Annotated in this window: 15 protein-coding genes; 3 read left to right on the top strand and 12 right to left on the bottom strand. The window is 38.5% G+C overall.

Annotated features, from left to right (window positions below; genetic code table 11):
* Nucleotides 1–38: 38 nt before the first annotated feature.
* The 6 genes from atpH to ACVWYN_RS03670 form a co-directional block, all read right to left on the bottom strand.
* Nucleotides 39–587 carry an ATP synthase F1 subunit delta gene (gene atpH, locus ACVWYN_RS03695; protein ID WP_457287474.1) on the bottom strand — a complete coding sequence of 183 codons (549 nt, stop codon included), beginning with the start codon at nucleotides 585–587 and terminating at the stop codon, nucleotides 39–41.
* Nucleotides 588–605: 18 nt separating this feature from the next.
* Nucleotides 606–1,100, bottom strand: coding sequence for a F0F1 ATP synthase subunit B (gene atpF / locus ACVWYN_RS03690; protein WP_457287473.1), 495 nt, complete (start codon nucleotides 1,098–1,100; stop codon nucleotides 606–608).
* Between the two features lie 85 nt (nucleotides 1,101–1,185).
* Entirely contained in the window at nucleotides 1,186–1,386 is a 201-nt protein-coding gene (atpE, locus tag ACVWYN_RS03685) for an ATP synthase F0 subunit C (protein ID WP_136876209.1), read from the bottom strand.
* A 36-nt stretch (nucleotides 1,387–1,422) separates the two neighbouring features.
* Nucleotides 1,423–2,538, bottom strand: a complete 1,116-nt coding sequence (atpB, locus tag ACVWYN_RS03680; RefSeq protein WP_457287472.1) for a F0F1 ATP synthase subunit A — start codon at nucleotides 2,536–2,538, stop codon at nucleotides 1,423–1,425.
* Between the two features lie 17 nt (nucleotides 2,539–2,555).
* On the bottom strand, nucleotides 2,556–2,942 hold the full coding sequence (locus ACVWYN_RS03675) for a hypothetical protein (protein ID WP_457287471.1): 387 nt from the start codon (nucleotides 2,940–2,942) through the stop codon (nucleotides 2,556–2,558).
* 47 nt (nucleotides 2,943–2,989) lie between these two features.
* Nucleotides 2,990–3,202 carry an AtpZ/AtpI family protein gene (locus tag ACVWYN_RS03670; RefSeq protein WP_457287470.1) on the bottom strand — a complete coding sequence of 71 codons (213 nt, stop codon included), beginning with the start codon at nucleotides 3,200–3,202 and terminating at the stop codon, nucleotides 2,990–2,992.
* Between the two features lie 100 nt (nucleotides 3,203–3,302).
* Between ACVWYN_RS03670 and porW the strand changes: the two genes are divergently transcribed.
* Genes porW through uvrC form a run of 3 tightly spaced genes read left to right on the top strand, consistent with a single transcriptional unit; the run spans nucleotide 3,303 to nucleotide 10,125 of the window.
* Nucleotides 3,303–6,062: a type IX secretion system periplasmic lipoprotein PorW/SprE gene (gene porW, locus ACVWYN_RS03665; RefSeq protein ID WP_457287469.1), complete on the top strand. Its 2,760-nt coding sequence runs from the start codon at nucleotides 3,303–3,305 to the stop codon at nucleotides 6,060–6,062.
* Nucleotide 6,063: 1 nt separating this feature from the next.
* Nucleotides 6,064–8,286: a penicillin-binding protein 1A gene (locus ACVWYN_RS03660; protein ID WP_457287468.1), complete on the top strand. Its 2,223-nt coding sequence runs from the start codon at nucleotides 6,064–6,066 to the stop codon at nucleotides 8,284–8,286.
* 24 nt (nucleotides 8,287–8,310) lie between these two features.
* Complete coding sequence (gene uvrC, locus ACVWYN_RS03655; protein ID WP_457287467.1) at nucleotides 8,311–10,125, top strand: excinuclease ABC subunit UvrC; 1,815 nt, start codon at nucleotides 8,311–8,313, stop codon at nucleotides 10,123–10,125.
* 35 nt (nucleotides 10,126–10,160) lie between these two features.
* Here the strand turns inward: uvrC and porN are convergent, their stop codons facing one another.
* The 6 genes from porN to ACVWYN_RS03625 all read right to left on the bottom strand — a co-directional run bounded on the left by porN (nucleotide 10,161) and on the right by ACVWYN_RS03625 (nucleotide 16,732).
* Nucleotides 10,161–11,042: a type IX secretion system ring subunit PorN/GldN gene (gene porN / locus ACVWYN_RS03650; RefSeq protein WP_457287466.1), complete on the bottom strand. Its 882-nt coding sequence runs from the start codon at nucleotides 11,040–11,042 to the stop codon at nucleotides 10,161–10,163.
* Between the two features lie 3 nt (nucleotides 11,043–11,045).
* Entirely contained in the window at nucleotides 11,046–12,584 is a 1,539-nt protein-coding gene (gene porM, locus ACVWYN_RS03645; RefSeq protein ID WP_457287465.1) for a type IX secretion system motor protein PorM/GldM, read from the bottom strand.
* Between the two features lie 40 nt (nucleotides 12,585–12,624).
* Nucleotides 12,625–13,434 carry a type IX secretion system motor protein PorL/GldL gene (porL, locus tag ACVWYN_RS03640; protein ID WP_457287464.1) on the bottom strand — a complete coding sequence of 270 codons (810 nt, stop codon included), beginning with the start codon at nucleotides 13,432–13,434 and terminating at the stop codon, nucleotides 12,625–12,627.
* A 48-nt stretch (nucleotides 13,435–13,482) separates the two neighbouring features.
* Nucleotides 13,483–14,850: a T9SS ring complex lipoprotein PorK/GldK gene (gene porK / locus ACVWYN_RS03635; RefSeq protein ID WP_457287463.1), complete on the bottom strand. Its 1,368-nt coding sequence runs from the start codon at nucleotides 14,848–14,850 to the stop codon at nucleotides 13,483–13,485.
* Between the two features lie 114 nt (nucleotides 14,851–14,964).
* Nucleotides 14,965–15,735 (bottom strand): uroporphyrinogen-III synthase, encoded by a 771-nt coding sequence (locus tag ACVWYN_RS03630; RefSeq protein ID WP_457287462.1) that lies wholly within the window; start codon nucleotides 15,733–15,735, stop codon nucleotides 14,965–14,967.
* 16 nt (nucleotides 15,736–15,751) lie between these two features.
* The gene (locus ACVWYN_RS03625; RefSeq protein WP_457287461.1) at nucleotides 15,752–16,732 is read right to left on the bottom strand and encodes a DUF4271 domain-containing protein; all 981 of its coding nucleotides are present in this window, start codon (nucleotides 16,730–16,732) and stop codon (nucleotides 15,752–15,754) included.
* Nucleotides 16,733–16,754: the final 22 nt, after the last annotated feature.

Raw genomic sequence — 16,754 nt, 5'->3', positions numbered from 1 at the left:
TTTTGTAATCAGTAAATGTTATCTTCTTATTGCCTGTATTATACAATACCCTGAGCAAATTCCTTTTTTAGTTTATTCAATCCGTGTAAGATAGTGGCATCAAATTGCTTGTCGCCTACCTTCAATACAAAACCTCCAATTAGTTTTTCGCTTATTTTAGCTTTGATCACTACCTCATTTGCATTTGTCTCTTTCTTAACAATCACCTCAATTTCCTTAATATTATCAGCAGTGAGCTCAGTTGCTGATGAAACTTCAGCAGTCACTATTCCTTTAATAATATTGTATTGAGCTATAAAAGCTTTTGAAGTACCAAATAAAATATCGGAACGGCCCTTCATCACCATAAGATTCATAAAGGTATTGGTTAACGGCTGAACCTTAGTTCCAAATACATCTTTAAGGATCCCTGCCTTTTTAACTAAAGGAATAATTGGATTCTTAAGAATGGCTTCCAATTCAGAATTCTCATCAATTATTTTTGCCAGTAGTGCCATATCATTCTTAACTTCTTCAAAAGAATTTTGTTCTTTTGAAAGGTCAATTATAGACTTGGCGTATCTCGATGCTGCTTTATTTTCCGACATGTTTTCTTCTAGTTCTTACTAGTTTAATTCTACATCCTTTAAAAGATTGGCCACCAGTTCCTGCTGCTTAACCTTATCCTGTAATTGATTTCTTAACACACGTTCTGCAATATCAAGAGATAAACTCGAAACCTGGTTTTTCAATTCAGCTAAAGCAGCCTTCTTTTGATTTTCAATTTCTATTTTCGCTTTTTCTATAATCTTAGTTCCTTCATGGTGTGCCTGAGATTTAGCTTCATGCAATATATTATCCTTAAGCGTTTTAGCTTCCTTCAATATCAAATCACGTTCTGCACGAGCTGCTTTCATCAGCTCTTCATTTTGAGCAGTTAAACGTGTCATTTCCAACTTGGCCAGTTCAGCTTTATTCAATGCTTCATCAATAAACTGTTCACGCTCCTTTATAGAAGCAAGTACTGGTTTCCAGGCAAATTTGCCCAACAAGAACATCAATAACAGAAATGCTATCGTTTGAAAAATTACTGTTCCAACTTCGGGTATTAATAAATCCATCTAATTATATATTAAAATAATCCTATTTTCATTTTCATAAATAAGTACCATACTGACAAACTCAGCATGGTACTTATATTTTGTGTTACACTAAGGCAACAACTACTGCAAATAGCGCAACAGCCTCAACAAAGGCAGCAGCGATCAACATCGCAGTTTGAATTTTTGAGGCAGCTTCTGGCTGACGGGCAATACCGTCCATTGCAGAACCACCAATACGACCGATACCAAGACCAGCGCCAATCGCAGCCAATCCTGCACCTACTGCAGCAATACTTCCTGTAATCATGATTTTATATATTAATTGTTGTTAAAATTCTAATTAATGGTGCTCTTCAATTGCCATTCCAATGAACAGAGCAGACAATATGGTAAATATAAAGGCCTGGATAAATGCTACCATCAACTCAATTGCACCAATAAATATGGCAAAAGGAATTGAAGCTGCAGAAACCCACAAACTGTTAAAAACAAAAATCAGACAAATCAGAGACAATACCAAGATGTGCCCGGCAGTAATGTTCGCAAACAAACGAATCATCAAAGCGATCGGTTTGGTAAAAATACCAATAAGCTCCAGAGGCGCCAAAAAGATCTTCATTGGTACTGGTACGTTTGGCATCCAGAAAATGTGCTTCCAGTAATATTTATTCCCATTAAATATGGTCATACAAAAAGTTGCAACTGCCAACACCATAGTTACTGCGATGTTACCAGTCAAATTTGCTCCTCCGGGTAAAAATGGAACAAGACCAAGCATATTATTAAACCAGATAAAAAAGAATACTGTGAGTAAATACGGCATAAAACGCTCGTATTTATGACCAAGATTTGGCTTTGCGATATCATCACGCACAAAAAGAATAACTGGCTCCAACCAAGATTGTAATCCTTTTGGTGACTTTCCCTGACGTTTTTTGTACCCGTTGGCCACATTGATAAATACCACTAGTAAAATCACCATTGAAAACAATAGCGTACAGATGTTTTTAGTAATAGAAAGATCTAAAGGTCTGGCATTCTCAGCGTGATGCGCCTCATTCAACTCCAGGTACTGTCCATGCTCATTTGCAACAGCAGAAGCCTTGTAAATTTTCTCATGCATCTTCACATAGCGCTGTCCATTTCTTTCAACAACAACCTTACCTTCATCATCATGATTAAAATAATTAGAATTGAAAACCGCAAACTTTCCTTCAGCAAATAAAACAACAGGTAAACCTATATAAGTATCTCCAATAACATGCCAGCTGTGCGCGTCTGCAATGTGATGCAATGCGTACTTACCAATGTTAAATTTCTCCTTTGCAGCAGGCTCTTCATGCGCAACTGAATCTTGGCCGAAACTAAGAGACGTATTAGCAAAAAACGCTAGAAAAAGCGCAAAAATAACAATTAACCTATTATTTTTAAATTCAAAAACGTGGCTACAATCCATTTAGTCGCAGATTTTTACTATTTATTTTGGTGGCGCAAGTTACGCAACAGACAGTATATTTCAAAACTGGAGAACAATAAATATAAAGAAAAAAAGTCGAGCGCAAAAACAATGCCCTTCTCCTTGCTTTTAAGGCTGTAAATCAGCACAAAAGCCATAGAAAAAAGCATTTTTATTGCAATTGACCCCATAATCGCCATTACACCAGTTTCAGGGTTCTTTTTTATGCCAATATGAGCAACTACGTAGGCAATAAAAGTAAGCATGGCTAAAAAACCAAAGACAATCCAGAACTTATCAGCTAAAATTCTAACATCACCATATGTCTTTTGTAGCACAAATGCAATAACCCCCAGTAGCAGTGTAAAAATCAAATAAAAGAAAGCAAAACGAATTAATGTCAATTTTATGTTTTTTACAAAAATAGAAAATTGCGGCTATCTTTAGCGCATTACTCCTTTTTATTCAACTGTCGTACTACCTGATAAAGTGAAATAACCACACCCAACAATCCCAGTAATGCAGTAAATATCGGCGATTTTGATTGCCTGTAAGCATCCAGTTTATATCCTGCAAAAGTAAAAACACCAATAGTAGCCAGCATTTGAAAGCTAATAGACGAGTATTTGGCAAAATTAGTCCCCTGCTTATTTTTTTCTTCCATGGCCTTAAGTTAATTATTCATGTTTATTAGGGAACTTATTAATGAATAAAATACTTTTGCATATATTTTGTAAATTTAAACACCAACCTAATTTCTGTTTTTGAAAATCTCCGGTTTATATATTTTAAAGTTAACAGTATTTAGTTTATGTGCTTGCTTAGTTTTGGCCTGCAGTTCCCAAAAGGATACCGCAACCAGCAGGGGGATGCAGAATCTAACCGCGCACTACAATTATATTTACAACTCAAACATATTATTGAATAAATATAAGCTGGAGCTTACCGAAACGACTAGAGATAACTACGATCAGATCTTGCCGGTCTACATTGCACCCAGTACAGCAAACAATCAACTCATCATTTCCTTAAACATCAAGGAGATGGATGAGATCATTAAAAAAGTTCAGGTCATCATTCTAGAGAAAAATTTTAGCAATTATACAGATGATGCTTACATCCTCCTCGGTAAGGCCAATTTTTATAACGGTAATTACTTCACAGCTGCTGAATACCTTGATTATGCAGCAAAAACTTATAAAACCAATGCTTATAGCTATATCGAGGCCCTAAACTGGCAAGCCAGAAGCTTAATGCAAATCAGCAAAATTAGTGTTGCAAATACAGTATTGGATAGCCTAGAAGCTGCATTTCCCCGCGTAAAAACAGGCTCCATTCTCTCTGGCCCATTTGCAACCATGGCTCAAATGAGCATTTATCAAAATAATGATGCCTCAGCAATTTCCTACTTGAAAGATGCCATTAAAGTGAGTAACTCCAGGTTGGATAAGATACGCTGGACCTACATTCTGGCTCAATTGTTTGAAAAGCAGAAAAATATCCCTGAAGCATTACTGCAATACAGAAAGGTGGAGAAAAGCAATGCCCCATTCGAAATGTACTTCAATGCAAAACTGAACCAAATACGTCTTAAATTAACTGATGGGAAACTGATCAATAGACAGGCTCAATTGTTATCGCTTCTTAGAGATGATAAAAACCTCGATTACAATGACCAGGTTTATTTTCAAATCGCAGAAGATCTGAGTGCTGCAGGTTCTTACCCAGAGGCTCAAAAAAATTACTTGACTTCTATTCGTGTTGCTACTTCCAATAAGTATCAGAAAGGCCTTTCTTATCTTCGCATAGCTGATCTTAATTTTCGAAACCTAAAAGATTATTTAAAAGCCAAGTCGTACTACGATAGCGCTGTTTCTGTTTTGCCGAAAAATTATCCTGACTATCAACTGATCCTTAAAAAAAGCCTCAACCTTGAATATCTTACGCAAAGATACCAGTCCATTACGCTCGAAGATTCCTTGCAGGCTATTGCAAAGCTACCTATTCAAGACCGACAGTCCAGAATCCAAAACTTCGTAAACCCCATTACTGAAACCCCAATAGGTTTAAATGGGCAAACTTCAGATTACAATAATCTACCAACTAACAATAAGGCTACAGTAGCTTCAGGGTCTTTCTATTTCAGTAATCCTGTAGCAATTAGCATGGGTTTCTCAGATTTTAGAAAAAAATGGGGTGGCCGCAAACTGGAAAATAACTGGCGACAAAGCATTAGAAGTTCGGCACAAACTACATCTCAAGATGTAGCTAGCACCATTAGTACTGTATCTGTACCTGGAGATTCGCTAAAAAATAATCTGATTGATAAACAATCACTAGTGCAGTTATACAGCTCCATGCTTCCATTAACTGCAACGCTTGTTAAAAATTCTAATCAAAAGATCATTGATGCTTATTACGAAATTGCCAATTTCTACCTACAAGAGTTAAATGATCCAATCGAGGCTCAGCAGGTATATCTCGTATTGCTCAGCCGCTTCCCGGCAAATAACCACCTAGACGCCATCTATTATAGCCTATACCTCATCAACCAACCAGATCGTCTTAATATTTCTGATGAATATAAAAACAAGGTTTTAAAAGACTTTCCAAATTCCATATACGCTAAAACCATTAATGATCCTTCTTTTTCAATGCACCAGTCGGAGGCTGAATCAGTAATCACTAAGCAGTACAATATAGTATTTGATCAATACCTAAAAAAGGATTTCAACGGTATCATAACGGGAGTAACTGAGTCAGAGAAAATGCCAAGTGCTTTCCTGGCACCCCAGTTTGCTTATTTAAAAGCAATCGCCATTGGTAGATCCTACCCGGTTGATAGCCTCATCAACGCTTTCAACCAAATCCTTGCCTCCTATCCAAACGATCAACTAATTAGTCCTTTGGTCAAGGTACATCTTGGTTATATTAATCTTCACCTGAATGATTTCAGGAAAAGAAAAATAGCACTGGTTGATTTTGATCCCAATGAGCCTCCTTTTACAGGTCCAAATTTCCCACAACCTGTTGCCACAAATACGCCAAAACCTACAGCGTCTGTTGTAACCCCAGATAGACCTACCCAGACAGCTGCTGTACCTTTAGCTCAGCCAGTTCAAAAACCGACCGAAACAGACGCCAAAACAGTAAAAAGCGATGGAACTTTCAACAATGCGGTTTCGTCCACTTATTATTTCGTTGTGGATGTGGCAGACGCTTCATTAACACTTAGTTCTTCTCGTTTTGGCATCGGCCAGTTTAACAGGGGGAACTATACAGGTAGCAATTTACGTCACCAACTTAAAGAATTTGACAATGACCAACTGATTTATGTAGGGAACTTTAGTAGTTTTGACGAGGCTAAAACCTATGCTGGCGGTATTATTCCTCAACTGAAACAAATCATGAAGGTTCCCGTTAACATATATAACAGCTTTATCATCAGTAAAGAAAACCTGGACAAGTTGGGTAGCAAGGCATTGCTTGACAAATATTTAGAATTTTACAAAAACAATTATTAACATGAATAAGTCACTTTCACAACAAGATATTAGCAGGTATAATTTTACGTTGTGGAAATTATTAATTGGTGCAATTGCCCTTTTCGCGCTATTCATTGTCATGATCGGTTATGAAATATTTGGCCCATTACCCTCATTCCGTGATATTGAACATCCAAAAAGTAACCAGGCATCAGAAATTGTGACTGATGATGGTAGAATTCTAGGTACTTATTTTGTACAAAACAGGTCTAATGTTACTTATCCCGAGATCTCAAAGAACGTTTTGAATGCATTGATCGCCACAGAAGACGTCAGGTTTAATGAGCATTCTGGCATCGATTTCAAAAGAACTTTTACCATTTTCTTTTATAATTTAGTCGGAAAGAAGCAAGGGGGCAGTACCATTACCCAACAGTTGGCATTTAACTTGTTTTCTGATGAGTTGCGCCAAAAAAACGTCTTCAAAAGACTACTTCAAAAATTTAAAGAATGGGTAATTTCCGTTAAGCTGGAAAGAAACTACACCAAAGAGGAAATCATTGTCATGTACCTCAACACGGTTGATTTTGGCAACCAGGCTTATGGCATAAAATCTGCCGCCAGGGTTTATTTCAATACAACGCCTGATCAATTAACGGTGGCACAGTCTGCCACATTAGTAGGAATCCTTAAAGGCATTACGCGTTATTCTCCTACCCGTAATCCAGAACGTGCTCTTGCTCGTAGAAACACAATTATGGGCTTAATGGTAAAGGCTGAATTTTTAACACCGCAGGACCTTCAGACTGAACTGCAGAAGCCCTTAGGTTTAGTCTTTAGTGCCGCTACGGTTAACGATGGTATCGCACCTTACTTCAGGGCGGTACTTAAAAATGATATTCGCAAGATTTTTGAAGAACGCTCCATCACAAAACCTGATGGCACGCCATATGATCTGGATCGTGATGGACTAAGGATCATCACCACTATTAATTACGACATGCAGTCTTACGCAGAAGATGCCCAGAAGGAGTACATGCGTAAATTACAAATGTCTTTTATCAATAGTTGGAAAGGGCGCAACCCTTTTAAAGGTAAAGAAATGCAAATTGAACAGGGCGTTAAACGTTCAGACCGCTACAAAGCTTTGCAACTGGAAGGAAAAACTGAAGAGGAGATCAAAGCTGATTTCAATACACCTGCTCAACTATCCATCTTTACCTGGAAGGGAAATATTGATACTTTAATGAAGCCTATAGATTCTGTAAAATACTATAAAATGTTATTGCGCAATGCGATGATGGCAATGGACCCACAGACTGGTTTTGTAAAAGCATGGGTTGGCGGCATCAATTACGAGCACTTCAAATACGACCAGGTTAAAATGGGAACCCGGCAGGTTGGTTCTACCGCAAAACCCTTTACCTATTCTGTCGCTATAGAAAATGGATATTCACCGTGCTTCACTGTATTAAATGAACCGGTAACTATTGAAGTCCCTGGCAGCCAACCATGGACACCCCGTTCTTCAGGCACTGTGCCTGGCTATTTAACTTTACAAAAAGGTTTGGCCCTATCACAAAATTATATCGCTGCCTATCTCATGAAACAAGTTGGTCCTACTGCTGTTGCTACACTGGCAAAAAAGATGGGCATCACTTCTGATGTTCCTGCTTATCCTTCTATAGCGCTTGGTTCTTTCGATGCTTCGGTTTATGATATGGTTGGCGCGTATAGCGTATTTGCCAACAGGGGAGTATGGACTAAACCGACTTACATTCTAAGAATAGAAGATAAAAACGGGGTAGTCTTACATTCCGAGAAACCCATTCCTGTTCCCGCAATGAATGAAGAAGTGGCTTACGTCATGACTCGAATGCTACGTGGTGTGGTAACAAACGGCACAGGTTGGAGATTAGCTGGAAAATATGGAATAAAAACTCCAATTGGCGGTAAAACAGGTACTACACAAAACAATTCGGATGGTTGGTTCATGGGAATTAGTCCGCAATTGGTTGCAGGCGTGTGGACGGGCTGCGAAGATCGTGCTTTCCACTTTACCAGTACTGCTCAGGGCGATGGCGCAACAACTGCCCTACCGATATTTGCAGGATTTATGAAAAGGGTATATGCCGATCCTAAACTTAAAATCTCAAAGGCTGATTTTGAACCACCAAAGAATGGGGTTTCCATTACTTTTGATTGTAATCAATACCAGCAACAGGATCAAAAAACCGAGCTGGACGAGAAACTGGGCTTTTAAAAAATAAAACTGCTACCTGCTGGTATGAGTGCTTTCGACTATAAAATGGCATTGGCCGATATTCCACATAAGCCTGGTGTTTACCAGTATTGGGACACCGATGGGCTTTTAATTTATATTGGCAAGGCAAAAGATCTTAGAAATAGGGTTGGCTCTTATTTCAACAAAGACAATCAAATGAACGGAAAAACCAAGGTATTGGTCTCCCGTATCCGAAAAATAACATTTACCATTGTTGATACCGAAATCGATGCCTGGTTGTTGGAAAACAGCCTGATCAAAAAGCATCAGCCCCGTTACAACATCATGCTAAAGGACGATAAGACCTACCCTTGGATTATCATCAAAAAAGAGCATTTCCCAAGGGTATTCTGGACCAGAAATATGGTTAAGGATGGCTCCACATATTTTGGCCCTTATGCTTCTGTTGGCATGATGCATACCATTTTGGACCTGATCAAGGAAACTTATACGTTAAGGACTTGCAACCTGCCTTTAAATAAAAAAAACATCGATGATGGTAAATTTAAAGTTTGCCTGGAATATCAGATCGGAAACTGTAAAGGGCCGTGTCAAAACTACCAGTCGGAAGAAGATTATGACCACAATATCGAAGAGATTAAAGAAATCCTTAACGGCAAAATCGGCAATGTAATCAGAGAAGTAAAACAGGTCATTAAAACAGCCGTTGATCAGCTCAATTTTGAATATGCGCACCAATATCAAAGAAAGCTTTTTGTGCTTGAAAAGTACCAGAGCAAATCTACAGTGGTAAACAGCGCCATCACGAATATAGATGTGGTAAGCATTGCTTCAGATGAACGGTATGCATTTGTCAACTATTTAAAAGTAATGAATGGCAGTATTATCCAGGCCCAGACCATTGAAATCAAGAAACGCCTGGATGAAAGTGATGAAGAATTGTTAACTATTGCCATCACAGAATTTCGAAATAAGTTCAATAGCACCTCAAAAGAAGTGATCATACCTTTCGAAATCGCACTGGAAGATTCCACACTTAAACTTATAGTACCTAAGCTGGGCGAAAAGAAAAAACTGCTGGAGCTAAGCCAGAAGAATGTACTCTTCTTTAAAAAAGAAAAGCTAAACCAGTATGAGCAGCTAAACCCCGATCTCCGTACGGATCGGATCCTGACACAAATGCAGAGCGACCTTCGCTTAACTCAGCTGCCCAAGCACATCGAGTGTTTCGACAACTCTAACTTCCAAGGACAATACCCAGTATCTGCAATTGTTGTTTTTAAAGATGCAAAGCCCTCCAAAAAAGATTACCGCCACTTCAATGTGAAAACAGTTGAAGGACCAAACGATTTTGCTACCATGGAAGAAGCAGTTTATAGAAGGTATAAGCGCATGCTAGAAGAGGAGGGTACTTTGCCTCAACTAATCATAATCGATGGCGGTAAAGGGCAGCTATCATCGGCCATGACCAGTCTTAAAAAATTGGGTATAGAGAAACGGGTAACGGTTATAGGAATAGCAAAGCGATTGGAAGAATTGTATTATCCTGGCGATTCCTATCCACTTTATCTGGATAAAAAATCTGAGACCTTAAAAATAATACAGCAATTAAGGGATGAAGCGCATCGTTTTGGGATTACATTTCACCGTAAAAAGAGGGATCAGGGCACGCTAAAAACTGAACTGGAAGAAATCCCAGGAATAGGCAAAACAACAGCAGATAAGTTGTTAAGGCAGTTCAAATCAGTCAAGAAAATAAAAGAAGCAACAGCGCTTGAATTAACCCCTTTTTTAAACAAATCGCAACTAAAAACTCTGCTTAGTTATTTCGAATCAATAAAAATCCCCGATGCGTAACATCAGGGATTTTTTATTTTAATTGGAAATAATTATTAGTATTCCCAAAGGCTTTGTTCAAAATCAGAGAGTGATTTCTTTATGTTATCAGACTCAATAAGCTTACGCGGATCTTTTGGGTCTACCAGACCAAGTATCTCTACAATATTCTTATTACCAGGATTGGTTTGTTTAACTACATAGCTGTTAAATAACCTCCTCACAAAAAAATCATCAAAAGTCAATGTAGAAGCATCATTACCTGGATTAACCATTCTTTTTTTACTCAGTAATTCTCTTGCATCAGTATAATACACCCAGAAAACAGGTTGCCAATTTCCTTCTACCATTTTCATCGGTGCAATACCAACTATACGCGGCTCAAAGATTGACCTTTTTGTATCAAGAATCCAGTCTTCTTTGATCCTGTATTTCATAAATTCTTCAGAACGTAATTTCTTTAGTGTCGGATCAGCAATCTTTCCAGTAGTAGAATCAGCTACTCCTTCAGACAGTCCCCTGGCACTTGCAAGCGCCTGCTGTGCGGTAAGCGCAATCTTAAAGGAATCATTATCCTCTAAAATTTTACCTGCTGTGGTATCTTTATTAGAATAAACAGTAAGCTCTTCGTTTGCAACCGCTTCTAGCAATACGTCGATCAATTTTGCCCCCTCAGCTCTCAATACTGAGTTGATGGTATCACGAAGATCAACTTCACGCCAAATCCTTTTTGCATAAAATACATCTTCATCTCTAACATCTGCAAAAGGCACCATCACGTTGCTGTCAATATCTGCTCTTACCGTAAACCCATCCTTTGGAGGAGTTTTGATCTTCATCTTTTTACCAGAGTCTGCACGAACAGGGGTAACTGGGTTTTGAGCAAATGCACCAAATCCAATGAAAAGTAATGCCACAATACCTACAACATTTTTCATAATCTATTTTGCTATAAATGTAATTCCGTCCAAAACTTTTTGCCTGCCATCTGGTCCCTCACAAACAATATCTTTAAATATAACGGTCGCATTTGGTTTCAATGAGTTTAGTGCCCCTTTAATTTGCGAACTGAAACCAGCACCGCTATTTTGAAGCGTTACTGCATCAGATCTCGGATTAATAAAAGTAACAGCGAAACGTATCACCCTAAATTTTACGTCGAATACAAAATCTTCTAGTTGTGTATCTATAATACTTGCGCTTTCAATAAATTCCAATGGCACATTACCACCAGATTTACCCTTGATGTAAGGCTTAGGAGTGGGTAAAGCTTTTACACGGAATTGTTGCGAACCCAGATTCATTGATTTCCCACCCGCATTGGAATTCACGTTAATACTTAAAATTTTACCAACCTGATTGCCCCCTACATTAACCATATATTTTCCGTTGCTACCAGAAATAGAGCCCCCGTCCATAGTAGCATTAATACTTTCAAGTGGAAATCCGGCAGCAGATACCGAGAAAGGATTCGGTATACCGGCATAGATCACATTCATTTTATCAGGCGAAACAGTAGCAGATGGCTTAGCCACCTGATAAGTCTGTACCGGCGTAAGATATTCTTTAACTTGCCCGTCAGTCTGCACAACCTTTACAGAACCCCTCCAGGTATATACACCTACGCTCCCAGTGCCACCTGTATAGGTTCCTTTACCTTCTTTAACAGAAAGACTACTTCCACCAACAGATATTTGTGGAACAGATCTCGAATCACTTGCAGTTAAAAATACCTGTGCAGTATAAGGCTGACCTTGAATCACGTAGGAACTTGGTGCCACAGCAACTGCTGCAAACTGGTCAAGATTAACCAGCGACTTATCCATATTTCCAAATAGCTTTTTCACAATCTCTGCTTCAGCATTCTTTACGTCAGACTGGATTTTGCTCAAAATCGTATTGGCAGCAGTCAAAGGGGTTCCTTCTCCAAAGTTAATCTCTTCCCATTTTTTGGTTCCATTAACGTTTTTCTGAGAATCTTTCGCTTCAAGTGTAAAGGTTACACTCGGGCGATCCTTTTCATCAAGCAAGCCAATAAGGCTATTCCTGGTTTCGCTGATCTTTGCTTTAAGCTTTTCACCTTCCTTGTGGTTAATCATGATGCCCTGAGCGATATCCATGTTATCACGACGCTTTAAATCACCAGTCTCCTCATCTATCCCGTCGCCGGCAGTAGTAAACTGATCTTTAAGCTTCTGAACATAATTGTTTAGATCATCAGCATAAGCTTTAGCTTTATTTGCTTTTTCCCAAATAGGCTGTGCCCTTGCAGGCTCATCTTTCAGCTTAGTATTCTGAAAAGATGTGAATAGCTGCTCTATACTGGTATTAACGTTAGTTTTGGAACTCACCAAACTATCGTTAATATTTTTAAAGGCATTCAATATTGTATCTGATACATTTAAGGCGAGCATAGCAAGCAATACCAAATACATGATATTGATCATCTTCTGCCTCGTTGTCTCTTTTCCTCCGGCCATTTAAGTAGGTCTCCTTTATTAGTTATAATTGATTACCTAATTATACACGTGGCTGGTTCATAGCCGAAAGCATATTACCGTAAATCGCATTCAATGAACCCAGATTCTTTGCTAACTTCCCAACTTCTTCTTTAAACTGTTTAGAATCTTCCATCGATTCATTGAAGTTGTTCATCGTAAGTGACAGGTTCTGGTAAAATTTATTCATTGACTTCAAGTGTGCACTTGAATCTTGAAGCTCCAATTCATAAACTGCATTTAAAGCAGATAAATTTTTTGCGAGTGCATTTACCTGATCATGGTAAGCAGTAGCGCCTATACTACTTTCACCCATCTCGGTAAGCTGTGCTGTTGCTTTGGAAAAAGCAGTGCTCAAATTATCAAAACTTGCAGATGCACCTTTAACCTTACCTGCAAATTCGGAAGTTGCTGCAGAAGCATCGGCCACAGCAGAAATACTGGCCACCTTATCTCCAAAAGTACGTAAACCAGCTCCAAGACTTTCTATTAACTCCGGACCGATCTTAGCGTCTGTCAACATTTTATCCAATGCTGCTGTAGAAGAAAATCCTGATTCAGCAACTACTGGTCTTGCACTAACCTTAGGTAACTCACCTGTAAAATCCGTACTCAGTTCAGGATATACTCTCTCCCATGGTAATTCTTGTTCCGGCTGTCTAAAGCCGGTAAGAAAGAATAAAAACGCCTCCACACCCAATCCGATACCAATGGCATAATTACCCAATGCCCCGCCAATGTGTAAAATTTTAAATAAGGCTCCTAAAATAACAATACTGGCACCCCAGGATATCGCTACGTGTAACCAATCAAACTTTCTTTTTGCTGCCATACCAGAATAAAATAATAAAATTTAGGATAGATGATTATATGATTTTCTTTAGTTTTTATAAGTAATATCAGTTCCTGGGTATGAAGATACACACCTGAAACCTATATAAGACCGGGCTTGATCCTGGTACTCATAAGTGCCCACTGCATTTTGAAGGAAAAATCCTATGTCTTTCCATGATCCACCTCTAACTACTTTACGTTTCATGTATTTGCTGTCCGTTGTTTTAGCAACATAAGTAAAATTAGGATTGAAGTCTAAAAGCATCGGTGCGGACGACTGGTTATAAGCTGTAATAGTCCATTCTGCCACATTACCTGCCATGTTGTACAATCCGTAATCATTTGGAAAATAAGACTTCACATTCACAGTATATAAACCACCGTCGTCAGAGTAATTCCCACGGCCAACTTTAAAATTAGCTTGCAGACAACCCTTTGTGTTACGCACGTAAGGACCACCCCATGGATATTTAGTTTTCACATTCCCACCTCTTGCAGCATATTCAAATTGCGCATCACTTGGTAATGAATATTCGGGGCGTGAATTTAAAGGTTGTTTTCTGGCAACGGCAACAGACTCGTAGAACCGCGTCCGCCAAACACAGAAAGCAGAAGCTTGTTCCCAACTAACACCAACAACCGGATAGTCATCATATGATGGATGGTTAAAATAAGTCTTAACCATAGGATCATTCTGAGAATAGGAATAATCTATTTTCCACACTAAAGTATCTGGATAGACAGCAATAGATGGATGTTGGTTTGAATTGTTAGGATCAGGAAGATCAGTGTAACTAACAATAAAATCTTGTCTCTTTTTAGATGGATCTTTTCTACCTTCAGCAGCAAGGTCTGAGTTTACATAGCTGTAGGCATAACGCAACCTTCTAACATCAATTTCATTTCTTCCAGGTATTGCGTCAGCACCGCTGTAATACATATCTGCCAACTTGGAACCAAATCCAGATGCCTTATTACTCCACAACTGACTTCCGTTACCTACTTTTTTCCAATCAATATTTCTTTGAGCACCTGTTGCGGTAGCGGTCGCGTCACCTGTTTTTGGTTGTTTAAAATAAGCAGCGGCTGTTGTTGGGCCTAAAGTAGTTACCGCTATAGAGTCTCTTACCCAGTTTACAAATTGCCTGTATTCTGCATTAGATATCTCCGTTTGATCCATAAAGAATGCACTAAAAGAGGTCATAGAGCTTGGAGCAGCCTGATTGTTGACAATATCCTCATCTGAAATCCCAATTAATGTTCTCCCTGGTGGAATGTAAACCATACCAAGTGGAATTTTCTTGTTCCGGAATTTCTTATTGTACACCCCAACAAGTTCACCTTGTCCACCGCCTTTACAGCTGGCAAAAAGCATAGCAATCATTAAAAAACCAAATAGGTAAAAGTTTCTCATAGTATTCTGTCATGCAATTTAACAACAATTTTATCAAAAATGATTGATATTAGCAATTATTAGGAATAAAAATGTGGATTGGATTTAATGAACCTCAACATGCTTAGCCTGCAGTTACTTATTTGTTTTCTTAATGTAGTTCTCCAATGCCATAATCATTGATGGGGCTTCAGGTGATGGTGCAGCAATATCAACAATCAAATCTGCCTCCTTCACCGCTTTATGGGTATTTAAGCCAAAGGCAGCAATCCTGGTGTTATTCTGTTTAAAATCAGCAAAATTAGTGAAAAGAGACTGGATACTTGAGGGACTGAAAAAAGCGATCACATCATAGAATACTTCAGCAAGATCAGAAAGGTCTGAAACCACCGTCTTAAACAAAACTGCAGGCGTAAAATCATAACCATTCTTTTGCAAAAAATTCATGGTATCTTCAGTAGCTACATCAGAACATGGATACAAAAATTTCTCAGTTGCATGCTTTTTCAAAATCTCTGCAAGATCAGCGGCTGTCTGCTTACCAAAGAAGATCTTCCTTTTGCGGTATTGAATATATTTCTGCAGGTAAAGGGCGGTAGATTCTGAAATACAGAAATATTTAAGGTCTGCCGGCACATCGTACCTCATTTCCTCACAAATCCTAAAAAAATGATCAACCGCATTTCTACTCGTAAAAACAACGGCAGTAAAATCACTCAAATTCACCTTTCCTTTCCTAAAATCTCTGGCAGGAACACCTTCCACATGGATAAACGATCTAAAATCGATCCTCAGGTTGTACTTCTTTGCCAAATCAAAATATGGAGATTTCTCTGTTTCTGGCTTGGGTAATGTCACCAAAATACTCTTTACCTTACGCGTCCTATCTTCTAGCATTTCTTGCATTTTACAAATTACAGCGTTATAATCCTATTGCCTTTATTAAAATTAAAACAGGGCAAATTTCGAGCGCACAAAAGTATAAAAACAAATAGACTTTTGAAAACTTGTTATTTGACAAAATATTTACCCCGGCCCTTACCAGTTGGAATGCAAAAACAGTACCCAAAACTATGTATGCCAGTACAATAAAAAATGGCGCGTACTTTAAGGGCGACAAAGAGAAGGCAATTACAAGCGGAATAAACATTAAAGAAAGGTTAAAGTAACTTAAATATAATATAGTAACATACTCATTAACTGTTTTTTGAATATTAAAAAGATGACCCATTACCCGTAATATCCCTATCTTAAACACATATAGCACGATAATTAACACGGATATGGTTAGGTAGAATTGGATACCCGTACCGGTAAATGCTATGTGATAATATTGTGACACCAGATAAAAGAACATGCCTAGTGTAAAACCAAATTGTATAAATAACAATAAAAACGGCCAGGAAGTAAACAGGTTATCTTCCTTATTCAAGTTGTGGAGCACACGATTGCTGAAAAATGATTGCACTATAGTTTGCAACTGCCTTGTAAATGAAACCTTCAGCACACCAAATAAGATCAGCAATACTGCTACAACCAGCAATACCCAGACTTGCCCTTTAACCATCGGCTTACCAAAGCGATACTTGCTTTTTGCAACGTTGGTAAAATCCTTATACCGGTCAATCAAATTCGAGCGCCCATTAACGGTTGCATTAATAATGCTGTCCATAATCATATGCTTATTCAGCAAAGAATCAGGAAATAGCCAGGTGTGCTTCATGATAGAATCGGTCACAAAATCCCGTTTCGCATTATAAATAGAATCCTTGATTTGCTTCTGCCGGTAAGTAACCCTGATTTTTCCCGTATCCGGTGCCAGAACAACAGTTTGGGCGTGGGCATTACCCAATTTCAGCAAGAGAAAAAGGCCGGTCAAATAAAAGGCAGTCCTGAAGTTCATTGCTGCAAAACTAGCTAAAAAC

It is taken from the genome of Pedobacter sp. UYP24, assembly GCF_054057295.1.
This window is presented reverse-complemented; position numbering and strand designations above follow the sequence as displayed.